Origin of the sequence: Pelomonas sp. CA6 (assembly GCF_022549225.1) — a bacterium.
GTDB lineage: Bacteria > Pseudomonadota > Gammaproteobacteria > Burkholderiales > Burkholderiaceae_C > Roseateles.
The window spans coordinates 44203-64737 of the sequence record NZ_JAKZFD010000002.1; the positions used below are offsets into that span (position 1 = coordinate 44203).

Sequence of the window (20535 nt, forward strand, 5' to 3'; positions counted from 1 at the left end):
GGTCCATCATGAAGTCCTTCCACAGCATCAAAACGAGGCTGCTGCTGCTTTCCGCCGTGCTGCTGGCCCTGCTGGCCATCGTCGGCGGCTGGAGCGTCCTGTCCCTCAACCAGGTCCAGGGCGCGCTCGCCACGGTCTACCAGGACCGCGTCGTGCCGCTCAAGCAGCTCAAGCGCGTGGCCGACGCCTACGCGGTCAGCATCGTCGACACCAGCCACAAGGCGCGCGCCGGCTCGCTGGACAAGGCGGCGGCGCTGAAGTCCGTGCAGGACGCCGAAACACTGATCCGCAATGAATGGTCGGCCTACACCGCGACCCGCATCGAGGGCCGCGAGCGCGAGCTGGTCGACAAGGCCAAGGCCGCGCTGGCGCCCGCGCAGGCCGCCACCGAGAAGCTCAAGGCCATCCTGCAGGCCAACGATCACGCCCAGCTGGAGGAGTTCTGCAACAAGGCGCTCTACCCGGCGATCGACCCGCTCAGCGGCACCATCGGCGAGCTGGTCGACGAGCAGCTGCGCATCGCCGCCGCCGAGTACGCCAAGGGCGAGGCCACCAGCCGCCAGGCGCGCTGGGTGGTCATCGCCGTGTTCGCGCTGGCGCTGGCCAGCGGGCTGGTGCTGGCCTGGCGCATCATCGCGTCCATCATGACGCCGCTGGGCGAGGCCCTGCACCTGGCCGAGCGCATCAGCCAGCGCGACCTCTCCGCGCCCAAGGCGACCGCCGGGCGCGACGAAATGGGCCGCCTGCTCGGCGCGATGCAGTCCATGCAGGAGCAGCTGAGCCAGACCGTGGTGCAGATCCGCAGCAGCGCCGACACCGTGTCCAGCGCCTCCGAGGAAATCGCCAAGGGCGGCAGCGACCTCAGCATGCGCACCGAGCAGCAGGCCGCGTCGCTGGAAGAAACCGCCGCCTCCATGGACCAGATGGCCGCCGCCGTGCGCAGCAACGCCGACCTCGCCGCGCAGGCCAACCAGCTCGCCACCGAGGCCTCCGGCACCGCCACGCGCAGCGGCGAGGCGGTGGAGCGCGTGGTTTCGACGATGGCGCAGATCAACCGCAGCGCGCAGCGCATCGCCGACATCATCGGCGTGATCGACGGCATCGCCTTCCAGACCAACATCCTGGCGCTGAACGCGGCGGTGGAAGCCGCGCGCGCCGGCGAGCAGGGCCGCGGCTTCGCCGTCGTGGCCGGTGAGGTGCGCACGCTGGCGCAGCGCAGCGCGCAGGCCGCGCGCGAGATCAAGTCGCTGATCAGCACCAGCGTCGAGGAGGTGCACAGCGGCACCCAGGTCGCCGAGGAGGCCGGCCGCACCATGGAGGAGCTGGTGGGCCAGGTGCGCCACGTCACCAGCCTGCTGGCCGACATCTCCACCGCCACGCGCGAGCAGAGCGCCGGCGTCGGTCAGGTCAACATCGCGATCTCGCAGCTGGACAGCACGACGCAGCAGAACGCCGCGCTGGTGGAGGAGTCCGCCGCCGCCGCCGACAGCCTGCGCTCGCAGTCGCGCCAGCTGGCCGAGATCGTCGGCTCTTTCAGGCTGTAGCCGCGCCGCCGGCCGGGCGCTGCGGCTTCACGCGCAGCGCCCACAGCACGCCGCCCACCAGCAGCGCCACGCCCAGCAGCGTCATCAGCGGCGGCCGGCCGCCGCGCAGCATCAGCGCATAGGCCAACGCGGCCAGGGTCTCGAACACGATCAGCTGGCCCACCAGCGTGGTCGGCAGGCGCTGGCTGGCCTCGTTCCAGCACAGCGTGCCCAGCCAGGAGGCGAACAGGCCCACCGCCAGCATCAGCCCCAGGTACACCCAGGGGCGCGGCCCCAGTGGCGCCGCGAAGCCCGGCGGCAGCAGGTCCAGGCCCGCCGCCTGCAGCCCGCCCAGCACGGCAAAGCCCAGCAGCGCCATCGGCAGCGTCACCAGCCCCTGCGCCGTGGCCCAGACGCGCGGGCTGCGTCCCGCATGCTCGCGCAGCCAGTCGGCATTGCGGATGGGATACCAGGTCCAGCACAGCAGCGCCACGCCGGCCAGCAGCGCGCCCTGCAGATAGCGGCCCAGCTCGCCGTCGGCGAGCGCGGCGCGCTCCACCGCGTTGACGCAGGCGATGCCGGCACCGATCAGCAGCAGCGCCGGTGCCAGCCGGCCCCAGGGGTACTGGCCGTCGCGCGCCGCGTTGCGCCGGTTGGATGCGATCGCGATCACCACCGGCAGCGTGCCGATGATCATGGTCGGCAGCGGCCCGCCGGCGCGCTGGATGGCCGCCGACAGCGTCAGGTAGTAGAGGAAGTTGCCGATCGCGCTGAGCCGCACCGCCTGCCACCAGTCCGCGCGCGTCAGGCGCGCCAGCTCGGCGCGGTCCATCAGCGCCAGCGGCAGCGCGATCAGCCCGAAAGCCAGGTAGCGGCCCGCGGTGAGCCAGGCGGCCGGATAGTCCGGCAACAGCAGCGGCGTGACGAAGACCAGGCCCCACATCAGGCCGGCCGCGAGCGCAAAAAGAAGTCCAGACAGCATGGACGCCACTGTGGCGCCGTTCAGCCCGCGGGTCTTGTACGCGCTTGCGCCGCGCCCACCTGCTGCTGGTAGCGCGACGGCGTCACGCCATAGCGGCGCGCGAACTGGCGCGTCAGATGCGCCTGGTCGGTCAGCCCCACGGCGGCGGCCACCGCGGCCGGCGCCTCGCCGCCGGCCAGCCGGCGCTTGGCCTCGGCCAGGCGCAGCACCATCAGCGCCTGCTGCGGCGTCGCGTCGCAGGCGCTCTTGAAGCTGCGCAGGAAATGGAAGGGGCTCAGCCCCGCCACCGCGGCCAGCTCCTCGGTGGACAGCTTGCGCTCCAGGTGGGCGCGCATGTACTCGGTCACCGCGGCGAAGCGCGGCGACGCGCGCTCGTCCGCCGGCGCCGGGCCGTGGCGCGCATGGCGGGCGAGCGTCTGCAGCAGCTCCATCAGCAGGCTGTCGAAGGCCAGCGGCTCCTGCGCGCGCCACAGCGCCGCGATCAGCGCGGCGGCACGCGCCGAAGCCTCGGCGTCGTGCGCCACCGCCGCGTGGAAGCTCCAGGCCGAGCCGCCGCACAGCTCGCGCAGCAGGCCCTCCTGCAGGTAGACCATGCGATAGCCCCAGGCCTCGCCGCTGGCGGCGCGGCCGGTGTGCAGGTCGTCCGGGTTCATCAGCATCAGGCTGGCGCGCGGCGCGAAATGCTCGCCGCCGCGCCAGCGAAAAGCGCCCACGCCCGCGGTGATCGCCCCCAGCCCGTAGGCCTCGTGGGTGTGCGGCTCGAAGCTGTGGCGCAGGATGTTGGCGTGGTACAGCTCCACCCCGGCGCGGTGCGCGGGGCGGCGGTACTGCGCCTGGTCCTGGGGATGCTCGAAGCCCATGGCCGCGATGATCGCAGATCGTGCCCCCTGTTTCCCCGACAGGGTCGGCCCCAGGTCAGCGCCGCAGCGCCCCCGGCGTCAGCCCGGTCCAGCGCTTGAAGAAGCGGCGGAAATTGGCGGCGTCGAAGAAGCCCAGCGCGCGCGCCACCGACTGGCTGGGTTCGCCGCGGCGCAGCAGCAGGTAGACCGCGCACAGCGCGCGCACCTGGTCCAGCTCCGCCTGGAAGTGGGTGCCGTGCTGGGCCAGGTGGCGCTTCAGCGTGGCCGGGCTCACCGCGAAGGCGGCGGCCGCCTGGTCCAGCGTCGGCGCCTGCTCCAGCCGTGGCGCCAGCCAGTCGTGCAGCGCCGCCAGCAGCCCACGCCGCCGCCCCGCCGGGTCGGCCTCCAGCGCCTGGCGCCACAGCGGCGGCGCCGCCGCGCCGGCCTGCCCGCGCCAGGGCCGCGTCGCGGCGGCCAGCGGCAGGCGCAGCGCGTCCGCCTGGGCGCCGAAATGCAGCGCCGCGCCCAGGTGCACCGCATGGTGGGCCAGCTCGCGCGGCCGGCCACGGTTGAAGCAGAAGGCCCAGGGCAGGCGCTCGCCGGCCAGCCAGTCGCACATGCCCGCCACCGCGGCCACGTGCAGATCCACGATGAAGCCGCGCCGCGCCGGCGGCAGACCGCAGGCGTCGGTCCAGAGCAGCAGCAGCTCGTCGCCCTCCTCCAGCAGCCGCGGCGTCAGCAGGGGCGTGAGCCGGCCGGCATGGCCGCAGAGCAGGCGCAGCGCTTCGCGCGCGTCGGCCGCCTGCTGCAGCGCCTGGCTGGCCAGCCCGTAGTGGCCCGGCAGCCAGGCGCGGCCGAGCACGAAGGCGGCGTCCGGCCCGCAGTCCGCCAGCGGCGCCAGCAGCGCCAGCAGCTGGCGCGGGCTCAGCAGCTGGCCCTCCCGCACGCCCGCGGCGGCCAGCCAGTCGGCGCGGTCCAGCTCGCGGCTGCGCGCGAACTCGGCCAGCAGCACGCCCTGCTCGCCCCAGGGCAGCAGCGGCGTGTCCAGCTGGTAGGGGCGGGCCTCGCCGGGCGCCGGCAGCAGCCCGGGCGGCAGCATCGGGGTACCGGCCTGCGCCGCCATCAGCCGCGCTCCAGCCGGGCCAGCAGCGCCAGCATCAGCGCCTCCGGGTCGGTGCCCTGCGCCACCGGCGCCCAGGCCGTGCGCAGCGTCAGACCCAGGCCCGCCGTGCCGCCGCCGCCGCCGTCCCAGAGCGCCAGCGCGGCCTCCAGCCGCTCACCCAGCCGGCGCGCGCGCGCCGCGTCGGCGCCGGGCAGCAGCAGCACGAAGCGGTCGCCGCCGTAGCGGCACAGCAGCTCGCCGGGCCCCAGGTGCAGCAGGATCAGCTGCGCCGCGTTCTGCAGCAGCCGGTCGGCCTCGGCCAGGCCGAGCGCCCTCGCCCGCGCGTCGAAACCCTGCCAGCCCAGCATCAGCAGCTGCGCCGGTCGATCCAGGCGCCGCTCCAGCGCCACCTGGCGCGCCATGTAGCCGGCGTCGCCCAGGCGCGTCAGCCCGTCCACCTGGCGGTGCTCGCGGAACAGCCGCTCGCGCTCGCGCAGCTGCGCGTTGAGCACCTGCTGCTCGCCGCGCCACAGATGCAGGCCCCAGGTCAGCAGGCCCATGCCCAGCGGCGTCAGCCCCGACTCCATCCAGTTGTCCCACAGCACCGACTTGGGCAGCAGCCAGAACTCGTCCAGCCAGTCGACGAAGCCGCCCAGCATCATCGCCGCCAGGCCCAGGCACAGCAGGTCGGTGACGCGCCCGGCCGGCCGGCTGGCGCGCAGATAGCCCATCCACAGCGCCAGCATCAGCGCGCCACCGCCCTCGCCCAGCACATCCATCCAGCGGTACTGGGCCAGCGGCCGCGGCCCGCCCTGCTGCGTGAAGGCCCAGACCAGCAGCGCCATCGCCAACAGCAGCAGATGACCGAAGTGGCGCAGCCCCAGCACCGGCGCCAGCTGCAGGCGCCGGCGGCGGCGCCCGAGCACGAATCCCGGAGTTCCGATACGCATGGGCGCGCATGCTAGGCCGCGCCTGTGACAGCCCGCGCACGCGCCGGCGCGGGGGGTCAATTCGGCTCAGCCGGCGCGCGCCGCTGCGCCGCGCGGCCCGCGGCGACGGCGCCACGCCACGCTGTCACGGGAGCGCCATCTGCGCCACCCAGGATGCGGCCCCGATCGACTTATCGCCCCGACGCGGGCCCCAACGCTGCACGCAGCCCCCACCACCATGGCCTCCTCCACCCCGACCTCCCTGCGACTGAACCCCTTCTGCGCCCCCTGGGCCGGCCCGCGCCCGGCGCGCGGCCTGCTCACCGGGCTGGGCCTGCTCGGCGTGCTGGGCCTGGCCCAGGCCCAGACCACGGCCGCCCCCACCGCGCCGGCCCGCCCGGCCGACACGCTGGAGCGCGTCGTCGTCACCGGCCAGGCGGCCAGCCTGCGCTCGGCGCTGGACAAGCAGCAGGCCGCGCAGGGCGTGGTCAACGTGGTCCATGCCGACGGCATCGCCCAGCTGCCCGACAACAACGCCGCCGAGGCGCTGGCGCGGCTGCCCGGCGTGTCGGTGGAGCGCGACCAGGGCGAAGGCCGCTTCATCCGCGTGCGCGGCCTGGGGCCGGACTACAACAGCGTCAACATCAACGGCGCGCTCACCCCCGCGTCCGAGTCCGACCGCCGCGCGCCCGGGCTGGACCTGGTGCCCGCCGGGCTGATCCGCGCGCTGGAAGTCGAGAAGACCCTGAGGCCCGAGCAGGACGCCAACTCGCTGGGCGGCCTGGTCACCGTGCGCACGCTGAGCGCCTTCGACCAGCCCGGCTCGCTGTTCAGCCTGGAGCTGGGCGCCAACCACGACGCCAACGCCGGCAAGACCCGGCCCCGCGGCGCGCTGACCTGGGCCGACCGCCTGGCCGGCGGCCGCCTGGGCGTGGCGCTGGCGCTGTCCGCCGACCAGCGCCGCTTCGCCAGCGACAACAGCGAGACCGGCGGCGCCTGGGACGGCGCCAAGCTCGCCAGCTTCGAGCTGCGCCGCTACGAGATCACCCGCGAACGCCTGGGCGGCGCGCTCAACCTGGACTTCAAGCCCGACGAGCACAGCCTGGTCTACCTGCGCAGCTTCAGCAGCCGCTTCACCGACGAAGAAGTGCGCCAGTCCCTGAAGATCAGCTTCAAGAACCCGCAGCTGGAGGGCCAGCGCGGCGATGCCAGCGCCACCCGCGGCCTGAAGTCGCGCCGCGAGGTCAACCGCTCCACCGCGCTGGTGCTGGGCGGCGAGCGCCGCATGGGCGACTGGACGGGCTGGCTGGAAGGCGGCTGGGCGCGCGCCAGCGAGGCCAAGCCCGACGCGCTCGCGTCCTCGGGCTACAAGGCCAGCCTGAAGAGCGTCGGCTTCGTCGACGGCGCGCGCCCACTGCCGCTGGCCGGCCTCGAGCTGAACCTGAGCGGCCCCTACAGCTTCGACAAGGCCAAGCTGCAGGACAGCGAGGCCACCGACACCGTGCGCCATGTCAAGCTGGACCTGCAGCGCGAGCTGGAGCTTTCGGGCTGGGAGCTCACGCTCAAGGGCGGCGCCAAGCACAGCCGGCGCGACAAGGACAACCAGCTGGAGACCTACGCGCCCAGCGCCAAGCTGCTCGGCAAGCCGCCCTACAACCTGAACGACGCCCAGCTCTCGCTGTACGCCGTGCGCGCCAGCGACGCGCTGCGCTACCCCTGGGCCGACCTGGGCGCGGGCATCTCCGAGCCGGCGCTGCGCGCGCTGCTGGCGCCGCTGCCGCGCGCCGCCTTCCGCGACGCGGTGGACTCCGAGGTCAACGACTTCCAGATGCGCGAACGCGTCAGCGCCGGCTACCTGCAGGCCCAGCTGGAGCGCGGCGCCACGCAATGGCTGGTCGGCCTGCGCCATGAGCGCCTGGACTTCGAGGCCCAGGGCCAGGCGGCGCGCGACGGCAAGCTCAGCCCCACCCGGCACGACAGCCGCAGCCGCCACTGGCTGCCCGCGCTGATGCTCAAGCAGGGCCTGGGCAGCGCCACCTGGCTGCGCGCCGCGCTGACCCATTCGGTGGTGCGCCCGGCCTTCGGGCAGCTCAGCCCCGGGCTGACCGTGGACGGCGACCAGGCCACGCTGGGCAACCCCGAGCTCAAGCCGCTGCGCGCGCGCAACCTGGACCTGGGCGTGGAGCACCGGCTGGACCGCGACGGCGCCCTGTCGGCCTACGTCTTCCACAAGACCATCCGCGACTTCGCCTTCCAGACCGACCTCGCCGGCACCCCGGGCTGGACCGCCTTCAGCCATGTGCAGACCTATGCCAACGGCGACGACGCGCGCGTCAGCGGGCTGGAGCTGTCCTACACCCAGGCGCTGCGCCGGCTGCCGGCGCCGCTGGACGGGCTGATCCTGGGCGCCAACGCCAGCTTCACCGACTCGCGCGCGCGCATCGGCGGCCATGGCGCCAAGGGCTATGTGGCGCGCGACATCCCACTGCCCAGCCAGTCCGACCGCAGCATCAACCTCAGCCTGGGCTGGGAGCGCGGCCCGCTGAGCACGCGGCTGGCGCTCAACCACAAGTCGGCCTACCTGCTGGAGGTCGGCGACGTGATGGACGCCAGCAAGGACCGCTGGGTCGCCGCGCAGAACCAGGTCGACTTTTCGCTGCGCTGGCAGATCACGCCGCGCTGGCAGCTGGGCCTGGAGGCGCTCAACCTGGGCAACGCGCGCTACCGCGTCTACCAGGGCGATGCCTCGCGCAACGTGCAGTACGAGCAGTACGGCCGCAGCTACAAGCTGGGCCTGAAGATGGCCATGTACTGAGCCGGCCCCGCAGACCGCCATGCCGACGAACCCGACGAATCCGACGATGACGACCTCTTCCGCCCCCTGGCGCCCGCGCGCCGCGGCGCTCGCCACCCTGCTGGCGGCGGCGCTGCTGGCGCTGTCCGCCCCGCCCGCCGCCGCGCAGACCCTGCGCCTGGACGACAAGAAAGGCCTGCTGCTGCTCGATGACCAGGGCCGCGAGCAAGACCGCCTGACGCTGCGCGCCAAGCGCTGGGACCAGCGCCGCGGCGCCGACGGCGCGCCGCAGGCCGTGGTGCTGGACGCCGACCGCGGGCGGCTGCACTGGCTGGCCGCGCGCGGCGGCCGCCTGCAGCCGCTGGCCACGCTGGACGGCCCGGACTTCGCGGTCGAGCGCCTGTGCCTCTACCGCGATGCCGACCAGGGCCTGCTGCAGCTCTTCCTGCTCGGCGAGGACGGGCTCAGCGAGCAATGGCTGCTGCACCAGGGCCGCGCGCACGTGCTGCGCCGCCTGGCCACGCCGCTGCACCCGGCCGCCTGCCAGGCGCGCGACGCCGACGCCGAGCTGCTCGTGGCCGAACCCGGCGTCGGCCTGTGGGCCTATGCCGCCGACGCCGAGCAGACCCGGCGCCGCCTGCTGCAGGCCCTGCCCGCCCAGGGCGACGGCAAGGCCCAGGAGCAGGCCGCCGCGCAGGCCCTGGCGCAATGGCAGGCCGCCCATCCCGAGGCCGCGGCCCGCCCCGGCCCGGTGCCCGTGCTGCGCCCCAGCGCGCAGACCGAGCCGGTGCGCGGCCAGGGCGACGCCGCCGACGACCCGGCAATCTGGGTCCACCCGCGCCGGCCGGCCGACAGCCTCATCCTCGCCACCGACAAGAAGCGCGGCCTGGCCGTCTACGACCTGCGCGGCCGCGAACGCCAGTTCCTGCCCGTGGGCCGGGTCAACAACGTCGACCTGCGCCAGGGCCTGCGCTATGGCGGCCAGCGCTGGGACCTGGCCGTGGCCACCCAGCGCGACGAGGCCAGCCTGCTGCTATGGGCCATCTCGCCGCAAGGCCGGCTGCGCGAGCTGGCGCGCCTGCCCAGCGGGCTGGACGACCTGTACGGCGTCTGCGTGGGCCGCGCCGCCGGCGGCGAACTGGACATCTACGCCAACGACAAGGACGGCCGATTGCGCCGCCTGCGCGTGGAGCGCGGCGCCGACGGGCGCTGGCAGGGCCGGCTGCTGCGCGAATGGAAACTCGCCAGCCAGCCCGAGGGCTGCGTGGTCGACGAGGCCGGCGCCCAGCTCTTCGTCGGCGAGGAAAAGCGCGGCGTCTGGCGCATCGCGCTGGACGACGCGGCGACGGGCGGCGAACCGCAGCTCGCCATCCCGCTGAGCGACGCGCTGCACGCCGACGTCGAAGGCCTGGCCATCCATGCCGCGTCGCCCACCGAGCGCCTGCTCGTCGTGTCCTCGCAGGGCAGCGACAGCTACGCCGTCTACGACGCCCAGGCGCCGCATGCGCTGCGCGGACGCTTCCGCATCGGCATCCATGCCGAGCTGGGCATCGACGGGGTGTCCGAGACCGACGGGCTGGATGTCGTCGCGGCGGACCTGGGCGGGGCCTACCGCGAGGGGGTGCTGGTGGTGCAGGACGGGCACAAGCGCCTGCCGCAGGGGCGGCAGAACTTCAAGCTGGTGCCTTGGGCGGCGGTGAAGGGGGTGTTGGGGGCGCGGTGAGGGCTAGGCCCTGTGGCCTGGCTGGGTTGCTGGGCCTTCGCCTTGGGCCTGGGATCATCTAACCCGCACCGGAGCTTCGGTGCTCAGGCCAAAAAACGCTCAGTTCGGATTCACCGGCACCGCATCCCCACCGGGAGCAATCCGCCCCGCGCGGTAGCGGTCGTCGGCCCAGGGCCCCAGGTGCCAGCTCAGGCTGGCTTCGGCGCGCTGAACCAGCTCGGTGCCGGAACCGCCCTGCTGCGGGAAACTGGCCGAGCCCATGCTGAGCCCGACGTAGAGCAGGTGTTCGTCCAGGCCATAAGGGCCGTTGAGCACCTCGTGCAGACGCAGCTGCACGATGGCCACTTCGGCCGCGCCGCAGTCGCCCAGCAGCACCGCGAAGCGCTGCGGCCCCACGCGGTAGACCTGGTCGGTGCCACGCACGCGCGCCACCAGGCGGCGGCCCATGGCCTGCTGCAGCGACTCCATGCGCTCTTCAAGCGGCGGGCTGTCGGGATGCTCGCCGCCCAGCACGCGGGCCTGCACCAGCAGCAAACCCAGGCGGCGGCCGTAGCGGCGGCAGACGTGCAGCTCGCGGGTCAGTACCGCGGCCAGCTGCGACGGGGTGGACAACGCGACGGGGTCGGCCAGCGTGCCGCGCGCGCCGTCGGACAAGGCCGGGTCCGCCGCATTGGTGGCCCAGCCTTTCTTGCCCGACGTCAAGTCTCCCTCACGTGCGCTCATCGCCCTCGCCGCCCAAGGCGGTTCCTGTGATTAGTGGGGCATGGTGCGTAATCCCCCGCGCGTTGGCGGCCTCCCCGGGACCACGCTCCTTGCCCTCACCTCTATAAACGCCCGCCCGACAGCAGACCCGACATCGACACCGAAAATAATTTTTCACCGCCTTCCGGGGCCGCCCGAGGCGGCTCGACAAGCCGGGCCACGTTCTTTCATTGCCCTGCCCCACGGACGCGGCTAGAGTGCAGGCCGGCCCGCGGCTTGCCCCGCCCGCGCGCCGCAGCTCGATGAACAACGAAATCACCCAACTGCTGCACAAGGCCGGCGCTGGCGACGCGCAGGCCGCCGATCAGGCGGTCTCCCTGCTCTATGGGGAGCTGCAGAAGATCGCGCGCAGCAAGCTGCGCCACAGCGGCGACCTGACCCTGCTGGACACCGGCGCCGTGGTCCACGAAGCCTGGATGCGCCTGCAGGCCGCCGGCCCGGCACCGCGCGACTTCCCCGACCGCGCCCATTTCCTGGCCTATGCCTCGCGGGTCATGCACTCCGTCATCGTGGACATGGTGCGCGCCCGCCGCGCCGAGCGCCGTGGCGGCGGCCAGATCTTGATGACGCTCAATACCGCGGTCGCCGAACAGCTGGCCCCCGAGGGCGAAGACGAAATCCTGCGCGTGCACGAGGCCCTGGCCGAACTCGCCGAGATGGACCCGCGCCTGGCCCAGGTGGTGGAGATGCGCTATTTCGGCGGGCTGATGGAGGCGGAGATCGCCGCCGCGCTGGGCGTTACCGAGCGCACCGTGCAGCGCGACTGGAAGAAAGCACGCCTGCTGCTCGCCCAGGCGCTCAAGAATTGAGCGCAACGGCCGATTTCCCCGGATTGGACCGACACCTTAGAACGACAAGCCTGCCCGGATGGACAAATCGCGTTGGGCCGAACTGAGCCCTCTGCTGGACGAACTGCTGGACCTGGCCCCCGCCGCCCGCGAGGCGCGGCTGCGCGCGCTGGGCGAGCAGGACAGCACGCTGGCCGCCGATCTGCAGGAACTGCTGGCCGAGGAAGACCAGCTCAGCCGCGAAGGCTTCCTGGACCGCGCCAGCGTGCTGCGCGCCGATGCCGTGGCCCAGGCCGCCGCAGCGCTGGACGGCGGCGCGCCCAAGCCGCAGATGCCCGACCTGGGCGGCCAGCGCCTGGGCCCCTACGAACTGGAACGCGAGCTGGGCCAGGGCGGCATGGGCGCCGTGTGGCTGGCGCGGCGCGCCGACGGGCGCTTCGACGGCCTGGTGGCGGTCAAGTTCCTCAAGGCCGGCCTGGTCGGCAAGACCGACAGCGGCCGCTTCGCGCGCGAAGGCCAGATCCTCGCCCGCCTCTCGCACCCCCACATCGCGCGCCTGCTCGACGCCGGCGTGCAGACCCTGCCGCAGGGCCCGCAGCCCTATCTGGTGCTGGAGTATGTCGACGGCCAGCCCATCGACCGCTACTGCCAGGAGCAAGGCCTGGGCGTGGAGGGGCGCATCCGCCTCTTCCTCGACGTGCTCGCCGCGGTGGGCCACGCGCACCAGCGCCTGATCCTGCACCGCGACCTCAAGCCCAGCAACATCCTGGTGGACGCCCAGGGCCAGGTGAAGCTGCTGGACTTCGGCATCGCCAAGCTGCTCGACGACGCCACCCAGGGCGAACAAGGCGCCGCCGCCACCGAGCTGACGCGCCGCGCCGGCCATGCCTTCACACCGCAGTTCGCCGCGCCCGAACAGGTGCAGCAGCTGGACGTGACCACCGCCACCGACGTCTATGCGCTGGGCGTGCTGCTCTACCTGCTGCTGGGCGGCCGCCACCCCACCGCCGACGACACCCAGACCGAGCTGGACCGCCTGCGCGCGGTAATGGAGCTGGAGCCCAAGCGCCTGTCCGAGATCGCGCGGCGCAGCGGCGACCCCGCCATCTCGCGCGAAGCCGGCCTGCTGCGCGGCGACCTGGACACCATCGTCGCCAAGGCGCTGAAGAAAAAGGCCGCCGAGCGCTACCCCAACACCGAGGCCTTTGCCGACGACCTGCGCCGCTGGCTGGTCCACGAACCCATCAGCGCGCGGCCCGACAGCAGGCTCTACGTGCTGGGCCGCTTCGTGCGCCGCCACCGGCTGGCCGTGGGCGCCGGCAGCCTGGCCGTGCTGGCCCTGGTGGGGCTGACCAGCGTCAGCGTGCTGCAGGCGCGCCGCGCCGAGGCCGCCGAACAGCAGGCCCAGACCCGCCGCCAGCAGGCCGAGGACCTGCTCTCCTACATGCTGGGCGAGTTCGCCGACAAGCTGCGCCCGGTGGGCCGGCTGGAGCTGCTGGACAGCGTGGGCAGCAAGGCCCTGCACACCCTGACCCAGGGCCGTGACGGCACGCTGGGCGCGATGGAGCGCCTGCAGCGCGCCAAGGCCCTTACCGTGATCGGCGAGGTGCGCGTGTCCAAGCGCGAGCTGGAACAGGCCATCGAGCCGCTGACCGCCGCCAACGCGCTGCTGCAGGGCGAACCGCCGTCGCCCGAGATGAACGCCGCATGGCGCAAGGCCCAGGGCGCGACGGCGTTCTGGCTGGGGCATGTGGCCTACACCCAGCGCCGCTTCGACGCCGCGCAGCAGTCCTGGTCACGCTACCGCGAGGTCAGCCGGCAATGGCTGAAGGCCGCGCCGCAGGACCTGGACGCGCAGGTGGAGCTGTCCTATGCCGAGAACAGCCTGGGGTCGCTGCACCTGGACCAGGGGCAGCTGGACGAGGCGGAGCAGGCGTTCAGGCGGTCGATTGCGTTGAAGGACAGGGTGCTGGCGAAGAGACCGGAGGATGCGGATCTGACCGGTTATTGGATCGACAGCGCCAGTTGGTTGGGTTCCACGTTGATGCGTCGGGGACGCTTTCTGCAGGCACGAGCGGTGTCATTGGAGGCGCTGCAGCGTGCCGATCAATTGCGCAGGCGCTACCCAGCAGACCTCAGCTGGCTCAAGCGGTATGCGGACAGCGCATACGCGACTGGACTTGCAGAGTTCCAAATCGATGGACGAGTTGGTGCGTCGGGCTACTTCGCTCAGTCGGTTCAAGGATTTGCCAGCCTGACCCGTCAAGACCCGAGTAACCGCCTATGGGCTTCGGGATTGATCCGCGCAGAAACCGCTCTGCTACGCACGAGCAACAAGACTCCATCGCTGGCGCCAGTACAAGCGCTGTCACAAAGGCTGACTGCGCTGGAAGCTGGGCGCCGTCCCTCTGCTCGCTGGCATCCGTTAAGGGTAGAGCTGGCCCTCATGGAGGCTCAGGCTTTGGCAGGCCAAGGCCAAGGCCGCCTGGGACGAGTGCGGCTGGAAAAGGCCTGGGAGCTGGTTCAGACTGATTTGAGTACCAGCCTTCGTGATTTGGACCTGACGGTCGCGGACTTAGACCTGCAGCTCATGATGGCGCGGCTTACTCAGCAAGGATTGGAGCGCCGAGCAGAGTGCCAGCGACTGATGCACCAACATCCAGTTGGCACTGGTATGCAACTGCTGCGGGTTCATGCCGGCGTCACTAAGGCGTGGGCCGGAGTTCTTGAGTGCGCCGGCCTGAGTTCTGACGCCCGATCACTGCAGCATTGGTTGGAATCCCAGCGAATGTTGCCCGCACAACCCCTTTCTTCCACCCCCTAACCATATTGAGGGAGTTTTCGATGTCCAACACCTTCTACGTCACCGCGCTGGTCTCGGCCGATGGCACCCATGCCGCCTGCGAGTTCTATGACAACCCGCAGGGCACCGGCGAGCCGCTGCAGCAGCCGCTGAAGATCAAGAAGAGCGCCGGCTCCGCGCTCTTTGCGCTGATCCAGTCGCAAAGCCCGGACCTGGTGCTGGTGGGCGCCATCGCCGACCGCGCCGACACGCCGGAGATCGACCCCGCGTTCACCCCTGCCACCTACAACCAGGTGGCGGTGGCCATGCCCACCGACAAGGTGGTGACCAAGGGCGTGCTGCTGACCTTCTCGACCATGGGCGCGGTCACCGAGCTGTACTCCAGCACCGACCCGCAGGTCCTGAACGACGGCCTCTGATCCGCATCCGCCACGATCCCCTAGACATCCCCCGCCTCCCGCGCCACCATCGCAGCACGAACGCGATGAAGGCAGATCCAACAGGGAGGATCGGATGCGCGGGGTGGTGTTGGCGCTGGTGCGGCGGCCGTGGCCGCCCGGATGGAGACCGCGGCGCGCCTGGGCCGTTCTGATCGCAGGCGCGCTGGCCGTGACGGCCGCCCAGGCCCAGCCGGGCTGGGCGGCCTATACCCACAGCACCGGCGAACAGGCCGAGGTGCGCGACGGCGAATTGCGCGGCCGGCCCCACGCCGGCAAGCGCGCCTATTACCTGGAATTGCTGCGCGCGCTGCTGCAGGAGCTGGGGCTGCCGCCCCAGGTCGAGGACGTGCCGCTGGCGCGCGGCCTGATGCTGCTGCAGAACCAGGACCGCGTGGCCCTGGTCAACGTGAACCGCAGCCCCGAGCGCGAAACCCAGTTGCACTGGGTGGGCCCGGTTTCGCTGGAACACTTCTACCTCTACGACAACCCCGGCCGGCCGGTGGCGCTGAGCCGGCTGGAGGACGCGCGCCAGCTGCCCGTCTGCGTGGTCAAGGGCAGCTCGGTCGAGGCGCTGCTGCAGGCGCGCGGCTTCGCGCGGCTGACGCCGGTGAGCAGCTACACCGGCTGCATGCGCATGCTGGTCGCCGGCCGCGTGCGCCTGGCCGTCGCCGCCGAAAGCAACCTGGCCCAGCACCTCAGCGAAGCCCAGCTGGACGAGAACGCCGCGCGCAGCACCGGCGCGCTGGTGCTGCGCATCGAGGGCTATGTGGCGCTGTCGCGCAACACGCCTCAGGCCGAGGTGGCCCGCTGGCAGGCGGCGCTGCACCGCCTGACGCAGAACGGCCGCCTGCAGGCGCTGTGGAGCCAGTACGCGCTGGCCGCGTCGCCGCCCGAGCAGGGCGCGCGTTCGCGCCCGCTGCCCGGCGACGCCACGGCGCGTTAGCATGGCCCACGCACCACGGCCGGACGCCCACCCATGGACCTTCCCCAGATCGCGCGCCTGCTTTCCGCGGCGGACACCTATGCCGTGCCGATCGGCTTCGCGCTGGTGACGATGTATCTGCAGCTGATGTGCCGGGTGTTCAACGCCAAGACCTTTGGCGCCGACCTGGCCGCGGCCGCCACGGCCATGGTGGTGTCGGCGGCGGTGTCCAAGGCCACGGGCATCGCGGCCTCGGGGACCGTGGGGCCGGCGGTGCTGGTGGCCGCGGCCTTTCCCGTGGTCTGGTTCACTTGCCTGCGCCTGGCCGCGCCGGACGAGCGCCGCTTCGCGCTGGCGGCCGAGTCCCCGCCCTCGGCCCGGCATGCGCTGTCGGCCTTCATCGGCCTGCTTTCGCTGTTTCTGGCCACCTGGTTCGTCAAGCAGCTGCTGGCACTGGGCGCAGCCACCACCCAGGGGGCGTGATGCGAATGAACGAACTGGTGCTGGCCTTGCTGTGCGCCGTGGTGGCCTTCCCCCTCGTCTGGTGGCTGGCGTTGCGCGCGCATGCGCGCGTGGGCGGCGCGGCGCGGGCGGTGCTCGACCGCGACCGCACGCTGGGCGACGAGATCGCGCGCCGGCGCGAGCAGGCCGACGCCCAGGCGCGGCAGCTGCGCGAGCAGGCCGAGGCCGACGCGGCGCGGCTGCGCGCCAGCGCCATGCACGAAGCCGCGCAGCTGCAGGCCACGGCCCGCGCCGAGCGCGAGCGGCTGGAGGCCGAGACGCGCGCGCGCGTGCAGGCGCTGGTCGACGGCGGCCTGCGCGAACTGGAAGCCAAATCGCAGGAAGCCCGCGCCCGGCTGCGCGGCGAGCTGGTCGACGAAGTGCTCAAGGTGACGGCCGACGCGCTGCGCCAGCAGGTTGGCCCGCAGGCCGCCACCGAATTCCTGGCCCGCCTGAAGACCGAGCTGCGGTAGACGGAGCCGGCGCATGACCCGACCGCGCATCTTCGCCACCGAGTTCGCCAAGGTCTATCCGCTCTACGTCCAGAAGGCGCAGCGCAAGAGCCGCAGCGCCGACGAGGTGGACCAGATCATCCACTGGCTGACCGGCTACGGCCCGGCCGGCCTGCGGGAACAGATCGAGCGGCGGCACGACCTTGAAACCTTCTTCGCCCAGGCGCCCGCCTTTCACCCGAACGCCGCGCGGGTCAAGGGCAGCGTCTGCGGCGTGCGTGTGGAAGCGGTGGAAGACCCGCTGATGTGGAAGATCCGCGTGCTGGACAAGCTGATCGACGAGCTGGCCCAGGGCAAGGCGATGGAGAAAATCCTGCGCTAGGCGCGGACGCGGGCGCGGGCGTGAGCGCTGGCTTATCGAGGGTCAGGTCTTGCCCTGCTTCTTCGCCGCGCGGTCCAGCGCGTTGACCAGGCCCCACCACAGCGCGCCGCCGATCACAGCCGCCGCCGTCGTGATGAGCGCCGCCCGGCCCAGGCCGGCGAACCACCACAGCCCGCCGAACCCCAGCGGCATGCTGGCCAGCCCCAGCACACCCGCCACCAGGATGGTCAGGCCGTTGGCGCCATTGACCCGGTGGCGTATCGCGCTCCACTCCATCGCCGCGGCCAGGCCGAACAGCAGGGCCAGCGCGGCGACCCAGACAAGCAGGATGTTCATGGGGCGGGAGCATAGCGTGCGCTTGGGGGGGCGGCTGGGTGGCGCCAGACTTGCCGGCTAACGAACGGGTCCCCGCGTGCGTCCTTCATCAGGGGTCGTGGCATCGAACGCCACACGAATGACCGTTTGTAGTTTGGCCAGTCCGTACCTTGTTGTCTTTGCCAGTGCTTGCCTCACGCCACGGCTGCAGGCCCTGAAAAGGAACCGAAAAGCCAATGCCCCGCGGCGCGGGCCATCTGGAGTTCGTTTGGCTTGACGGACGGGGAAGCCCTTGTAGTAGAGGTAACCGGCTGCCGGAGCCGAAGGCGGAGGGGGCCTGCAAGTACTTGCTTGCAGGCCGTCTGATTGACCGCCGGGGTGGACCTACTGTTTTTGGCCACCGCACTTCCTTTCGAGGGAGCGCCACTGCATGTGCTCACGAAGGCGGAGAAAGGCAGCCACGACAAGCGCCACTACGGCTGCGCCGCTGAACACGAGAAAGCCGAGCCAATTGAACTCAACGAGCCAAAACGTTCGGTAGGTTTCAAGGCCGCGCCCTGAAGCGACCATATGGAAGGCCGTGGTCAGCATGTAGCCGAGAGCAGAGAATGACGCCAACCCGACAACCACAAACCCAACGGCGACCCAGCGCGGGAAGTGCCGCGGCTGGCGCGCCTGGGAGGCTGATAGTGTTTGATGGCTCACGGGATTAGTAGGCCCAACTTCAAAGCTCAGCGGCGCCGTCAGGCGCCCGCTGGAGCGCATTGTTGGGATTTACCAGAATTTGAACTATGGCTTTTTCTCAGGAATGGCCTTGGCTCGTTGTTGAAGTTGGCAGTGCAACTGCCCCATAAGGCTTTGATACACCAGCATTGAGAAGCATTGAAGATTCCCCACTTCGAACTTTCCGCCCAATAGAGGGTGTAACTTCCAACCTAAGCACTCAGCTTCGCCGGGCTTAATTTCATTTCCAACAGCGATATCAAACCAGACCGATTGAAAAGTTTCTTCAATCCACTTCTGCGATTTGTTCAGTTGATTGTATTGGACGGAGTCGTCCGCGATCTTTGAATATGACCCATCAAGCATCGAGAGAAGCCATAAGCTTCCATCAGGCGATCCGAAGACCCAATCGCCCATCGCAGTCAGAAACAATGGCGTTTCGGAAGGTGGGACAAGCCAGCGCCACTCATCGAGGAGAGCAGTCGCATCGACATGTTCAGCACCAGTAAAAAACGGACGGAGCATTAACATAGATCCCAACGTGAAAGCTGAGCCGAGAGCGGTGGCTTGCCGACGCGAGTCGGCACGAGTGATGGGATGGACTCCCCCGTTTGTTTGCCGCGCAAGATCACGGTACTGGTTTCCATGGGCGTGGGGATCAGCTTCACAAACACGATGAGTCCGACATGCATGCTACGACCGTGGCCGTGGATTTGGCCAAGAGTGTTTTCCAGATTGCCGTTGCCGATGAGCATTGGCGCCTTGTCGAGACGCAGCGCCTCACGCGCTCTCAGTTCGAACGCTGGTTCCTGAATCGCGAGGTCGGCCTGGTCGTCATGGAAGCCTGCTGTTCGGCTCATCATTGGGCGCGCTGGCTGAACTCGCTGGGCATCGAAGTGCGGTTGTTGCCGGCCCAGTACGTGCGAGCCTACGTGCGGCGCAACAAGACCGACGCTACCGACGCTGCTGGAAGCGGTTCGGGCCTCCGACCTGCGTCCGGTGCGCGTGAAGTCGGTGGAGCAGGATGCGCTGCACGGCCTGCACCGCATCCGCTCGCTGTGGATGGGCACCCGCACCTCGCGCATCAACGCGCTGCGTGGCTTCTGCCGCGAGTTGGGGCGCATCGCCCAGGTCGAGCGCGAGCTGGCCAACGCCGCGCGCCACAGCCCGGCCTGCACGCTGCTGCTCAGAGTGCCGGGGATCGGGCTGCTGACGGCCACGGCCATGGTGGCCGCGACCTCGGGGGATGTGACCCACTTCCAGGATGCGCGGCACTTCGCGAGCTGGTTCGGCCTCACACCGCGCGAGTTCAGCTCGGGCGGCACTCGCCACCTCGGCCCCATCTCCAAGAAGGGCGACCGCTACCTGCGCATGCTGCTCACCCATGGGGCGCGCAGCGTGCTGCGGGCGGCGACCGCGGCTGTCCAGAAGGGCAAGGTCCTGGGCGGTGTGCGCCAGTGGGCACTGCAGGTCCAGGCGCGCTCCAACCCAAACAAGGCCACCTGCGCGCTGGCCAACAAGCTCGCGCGCATCTGCTACGCCACGCTGCGCGACCACGCCACCTTCGATGAGAAGGCGGCTCTTGAAAGGATGGCCCAGCGCCAGAGCTTCGCGATGCCGGCCTGAGCGCCAGCTCCTTCCCCACAACCCAGCTACTTCCACCACTTGCGATGGGTCTGATCGACCATCATGGCCAGCCGGGAACCCTCCCACACCGCGCGACGCCGATAACTCTTCCGGCAGCCTCATGGCCTGCCGCTTGTAGCGTATGGCGCCGCGGTGACGCAGATTCCATGTCGGCACGAGACAAACTCGATCCCACACCAGATGCCGGATATACGACTGCAGGTGCTTCTCCCAGCCAGTCACTAGCGGTCAGGCCTTTGCCGTTGTGGGGGTGTCCATATATGAGGTGTTAGGCCTCACGCGCTCGGCCCTCACTTGGAGACAGGGGCGGATGCTGGTTTGCCAAGCGCCGCCGGAAGAAGATCTCGAAAATAGACCAGCAAGCTCTCGGACTCGCCGAACTGAACACGCTTGGCCACCTTGTGAAACGGCTGAACGATGTTGACCTTGCCGTTCGCCGGCACCTCAAGATGAATGCTGTTTTTGGCTTCAACCCAAGCGCCACCATACGTGGAGACGATGCACTCACCCAGAAACGCGCCGAACAGGCTGATGAAGCGATCTTGTGACTGAGCATCTTTGGTTATCGTGCCTGCTTGACGCGATATGAATGCGTCCAGGTATGCGACAGAATCACCATTGCAGCCAAAGCTCGCTACGCCACTGGCTGGGCCAAACCGGTCGGCAACAAACTTGGCGTTCTGCTTTATCTGATCAAGCTGAGGGCTCGCCATGACTGGCGACAGAACCGCCACACTGAACAGAAGAGCTAAGACGCGACGCATGTGTGATTTTCTCTCTTGAGGCCTAACGAAGCTGTCCAATAACCCACAGCCCACGCCTCATGGACTTTGACGCGCGGAACGGGAGCTGGTTCAGCAGGGTTTTCATTCCGGCTTATTGTGGCGCCAACTGCGGCCGCCTGTGAG

The 20535-nt window shown here is 70.7% G+C and carries 21 protein-coding genes; 12 read left to right on the plus strand and 9 right to left on the minus strand.

Translation table 11 applies throughout. From position 1 onward, the window contains the following. Positions 1-8 precede the first annotated feature (8 nt). Complete coding sequence (locus LZ017_RS03905; RefSeq protein WP_241298764.1) at positions 9-1544, plus strand: methyl-accepting chemotaxis protein; 1536 nt, start codon at positions 9-11, stop codon at positions 1542-1544. On the opposite strand, the gene LZ017_RS03910 is transcribed toward LZ017_RS03905, so the two are convergent. From LZ017_RS03910 to LZ017_RS03925, 4 genes are read right to left on the minus strand one after another with little or no spacing between them, the layout of a single operon-like run. Then, positions 1534-2505, minus strand: a complete 972-nt coding sequence (locus LZ017_RS03910) for a DMT family transporter (RefSeq protein ID WP_241298765.1) — start codon at positions 2503-2505, stop codon at positions 1534-1536. The genes LZ017_RS03905 and LZ017_RS03910 overlap by 11 nt on opposite strands. Before the next feature lie 20 nt (positions 2506-2525). After that, entirely contained in the window at positions 2526-3365 is an 840-nt protein-coding gene (locus LZ017_RS03915) for an AraC family transcriptional regulator (protein WP_241298766.1), read from the minus strand. Positions 3366-3420: 55 nt separating this feature from the next. Next, positions 3421-4467, minus strand: coding sequence for an AraC family transcriptional regulator (locus LZ017_RS03920; RefSeq protein WP_241298767.1), 1047 nt, complete (start codon positions 4465-4467; stop codon positions 3421-3423). Beyond that, complete coding sequence (locus tag LZ017_RS03925) at positions 4467-5396, minus strand: diguanylate cyclase domain-containing protein (protein WP_241298768.1); 930 nt, start codon at positions 5394-5396, stop codon at positions 4467-4469. Before LZ017_RS03925 ends, LZ017_RS03920 begins: the two co-directional genes overlap by 1 nt. A gap of 217 nt (positions 5397-5613) precedes the next feature. Here LZ017_RS03925 and LZ017_RS03930 point away from each other — a divergent pair, with 217 nt between their 5' ends. Further along, positions 5614-8190 (plus strand): TonB-dependent receptor, encoded by a 2577-nt coding sequence (locus tag LZ017_RS03930; RefSeq protein WP_241298769.1) that lies wholly within the window; start codon positions 5614-5616, stop codon positions 8188-8190. A 46-nt stretch (positions 8191-8236) separates the two neighbouring features. Next, positions 8237-9892: a phytase gene (locus LZ017_RS03935; RefSeq protein ID WP_241298770.1), complete on the plus strand. Its 1656-nt coding sequence runs from the start codon at positions 8237-8239 to the stop codon at positions 9890-9892. A gap of 99 nt (positions 9893-9991) precedes the next feature. On the opposite strand, the gene LZ017_RS03940 is transcribed toward LZ017_RS03935, so the two are convergent. After that, positions 9992-10615 (minus strand): diguanylate cyclase domain-containing protein, encoded by a 624-nt coding sequence (locus LZ017_RS03940; RefSeq protein WP_241298771.1) that lies wholly within the window; start codon positions 10613-10615, stop codon positions 9992-9994. A gap of 281 nt (positions 10616-10896) precedes the next feature. Between LZ017_RS03940 and LZ017_RS03945 the strand changes: the two genes are divergently transcribed. The 7 genes from LZ017_RS03945 (at position 10897) to LZ017_RS03975 (ending at position 16942) form a co-directional block, all read left to right on the plus strand. Further along, positions 10897-11463: an ECF-type sigma factor gene (locus LZ017_RS03945; RefSeq protein ID WP_241298772.1), complete on the plus strand. Its 567-nt coding sequence runs from the start codon at positions 10897-10899 to the stop codon at positions 11461-11463. 58 nt (positions 11464-11521) lie between these two features. After that, the gene (locus LZ017_RS03950) at positions 11522-14266 is read left to right on the plus strand and encodes a serine/threonine-protein kinase (protein WP_241298773.1); all 2745 of its coding nucleotides are present in this window, start codon (positions 11522-11524) and stop codon (positions 14264-14266) included. Between the two features lie 20 nt (positions 14267-14286). Then, positions 14287-14664 carry a hypothetical protein gene (locus LZ017_RS03955; protein WP_241298774.1) on the plus strand — a complete coding sequence of 126 codons (378 nt, stop codon included), beginning with the start codon at positions 14287-14289 and terminating at the stop codon, positions 14662-14664. Positions 14665-14854: 190 nt separating this feature from the next. Next, the gene (locus tag LZ017_RS03960; protein WP_241298775.1) at positions 14855-15628 is read left to right on the plus strand and encodes an ABC transporter substrate-binding protein; all 774 of its coding nucleotides are present in this window, start codon (positions 14855-14857) and stop codon (positions 15626-15628) included. A 33-nt stretch (positions 15629-15661) separates the two neighbouring features. Further along, positions 15662-16090: a hypothetical protein gene (locus tag LZ017_RS03965; RefSeq protein ID WP_241298776.1), complete on the plus strand. Its 429-nt coding sequence runs from the start codon at positions 15662-15664 to the stop codon at positions 16088-16090. A gap of 5 nt (positions 16091-16095) precedes the next feature. Continuing rightward, positions 16096-16581 (plus strand): hypothetical protein, encoded by a 486-nt coding sequence (locus tag LZ017_RS03970; protein ID WP_241298777.1) that lies wholly within the window; start codon positions 16096-16098, stop codon positions 16579-16581. A 13-nt stretch (positions 16582-16594) separates the two neighbouring features. Further along, a complete protein-coding gene (locus LZ017_RS03975) occupies positions 16595-16942 on the plus strand; it encodes a DUF2200 domain-containing protein (protein WP_241298778.1) in 348 nt (115 codons plus the stop codon). 42 nt (positions 16943-16984) lie between these two features. Here the strand turns inward: LZ017_RS03975 and LZ017_RS03980 are convergent, their stop codons facing one another. Continuing rightward, the gene (locus LZ017_RS03980) at positions 16985-17278 is read right to left on the minus strand and encodes a hypothetical protein (RefSeq protein WP_241298779.1); all 294 of its coding nucleotides are present in this window, start codon (positions 17276-17278) and stop codon (positions 16985-16987) included. A 357-nt stretch (positions 17279-17635) separates the two neighbouring features. Here LZ017_RS03980 and LZ017_RS03985 point away from each other — a divergent pair, with 357 nt between their 5' ends. Further along, the gene (locus tag LZ017_RS03985) at positions 17636-17818 is read left to right on the plus strand and encodes a hypothetical protein (protein WP_241298780.1); all 183 of its coding nucleotides are present in this window, start codon (positions 17636-17638) and stop codon (positions 17816-17818) included. A gap of 228 nt (positions 17819-18046) precedes the next feature. On the opposite strand, the gene LZ017_RS03990 is transcribed toward LZ017_RS03985, so the two are convergent. Both LZ017_RS03990 and LZ017_RS03995 read right to left on the minus strand, forming a co-directional pair. After that, on the minus strand, positions 18047-18505 hold the full coding sequence (locus LZ017_RS03990; protein WP_241298781.1) for a T6SS immunity protein Tdi1 domain-containing protein: 459 nt from the start codon (positions 18503-18505) through the stop codon (positions 18047-18049). After that, a complete protein-coding gene (locus LZ017_RS03995) occupies positions 18505-18843 on the minus strand; it encodes a hypothetical protein (RefSeq protein ID WP_241298782.1) in 339 nt (112 codons plus the stop codon). Before LZ017_RS03995 ends, LZ017_RS03990 begins: the two co-directional genes overlap by 1 nt. Positions 18844-18979: 136 nt before the next feature. On the opposite strand from LZ017_RS03995, the gene LZ017_RS22225 reads away from it, so the two are divergent. Beyond that, positions 18980-19606: a transposase gene (locus tag LZ017_RS22225; protein WP_241298783.1), complete on the plus strand. Its 627-nt coding sequence runs from the start codon at positions 18980-18982 to the stop codon at positions 19604-19606. Between the two features lie 311 nt (positions 19607-19917). Here LZ017_RS22225 and LZ017_RS04005 read toward each other — a convergent pair whose 3' ends face one another. Beyond that, positions 19918-20391, minus strand: coding sequence for a hypothetical protein (locus LZ017_RS04005; RefSeq protein WP_241298784.1), 474 nt, complete (start codon positions 20389-20391; stop codon positions 19918-19920). Positions 20392-20535 lie beyond the last annotated feature (144 nt).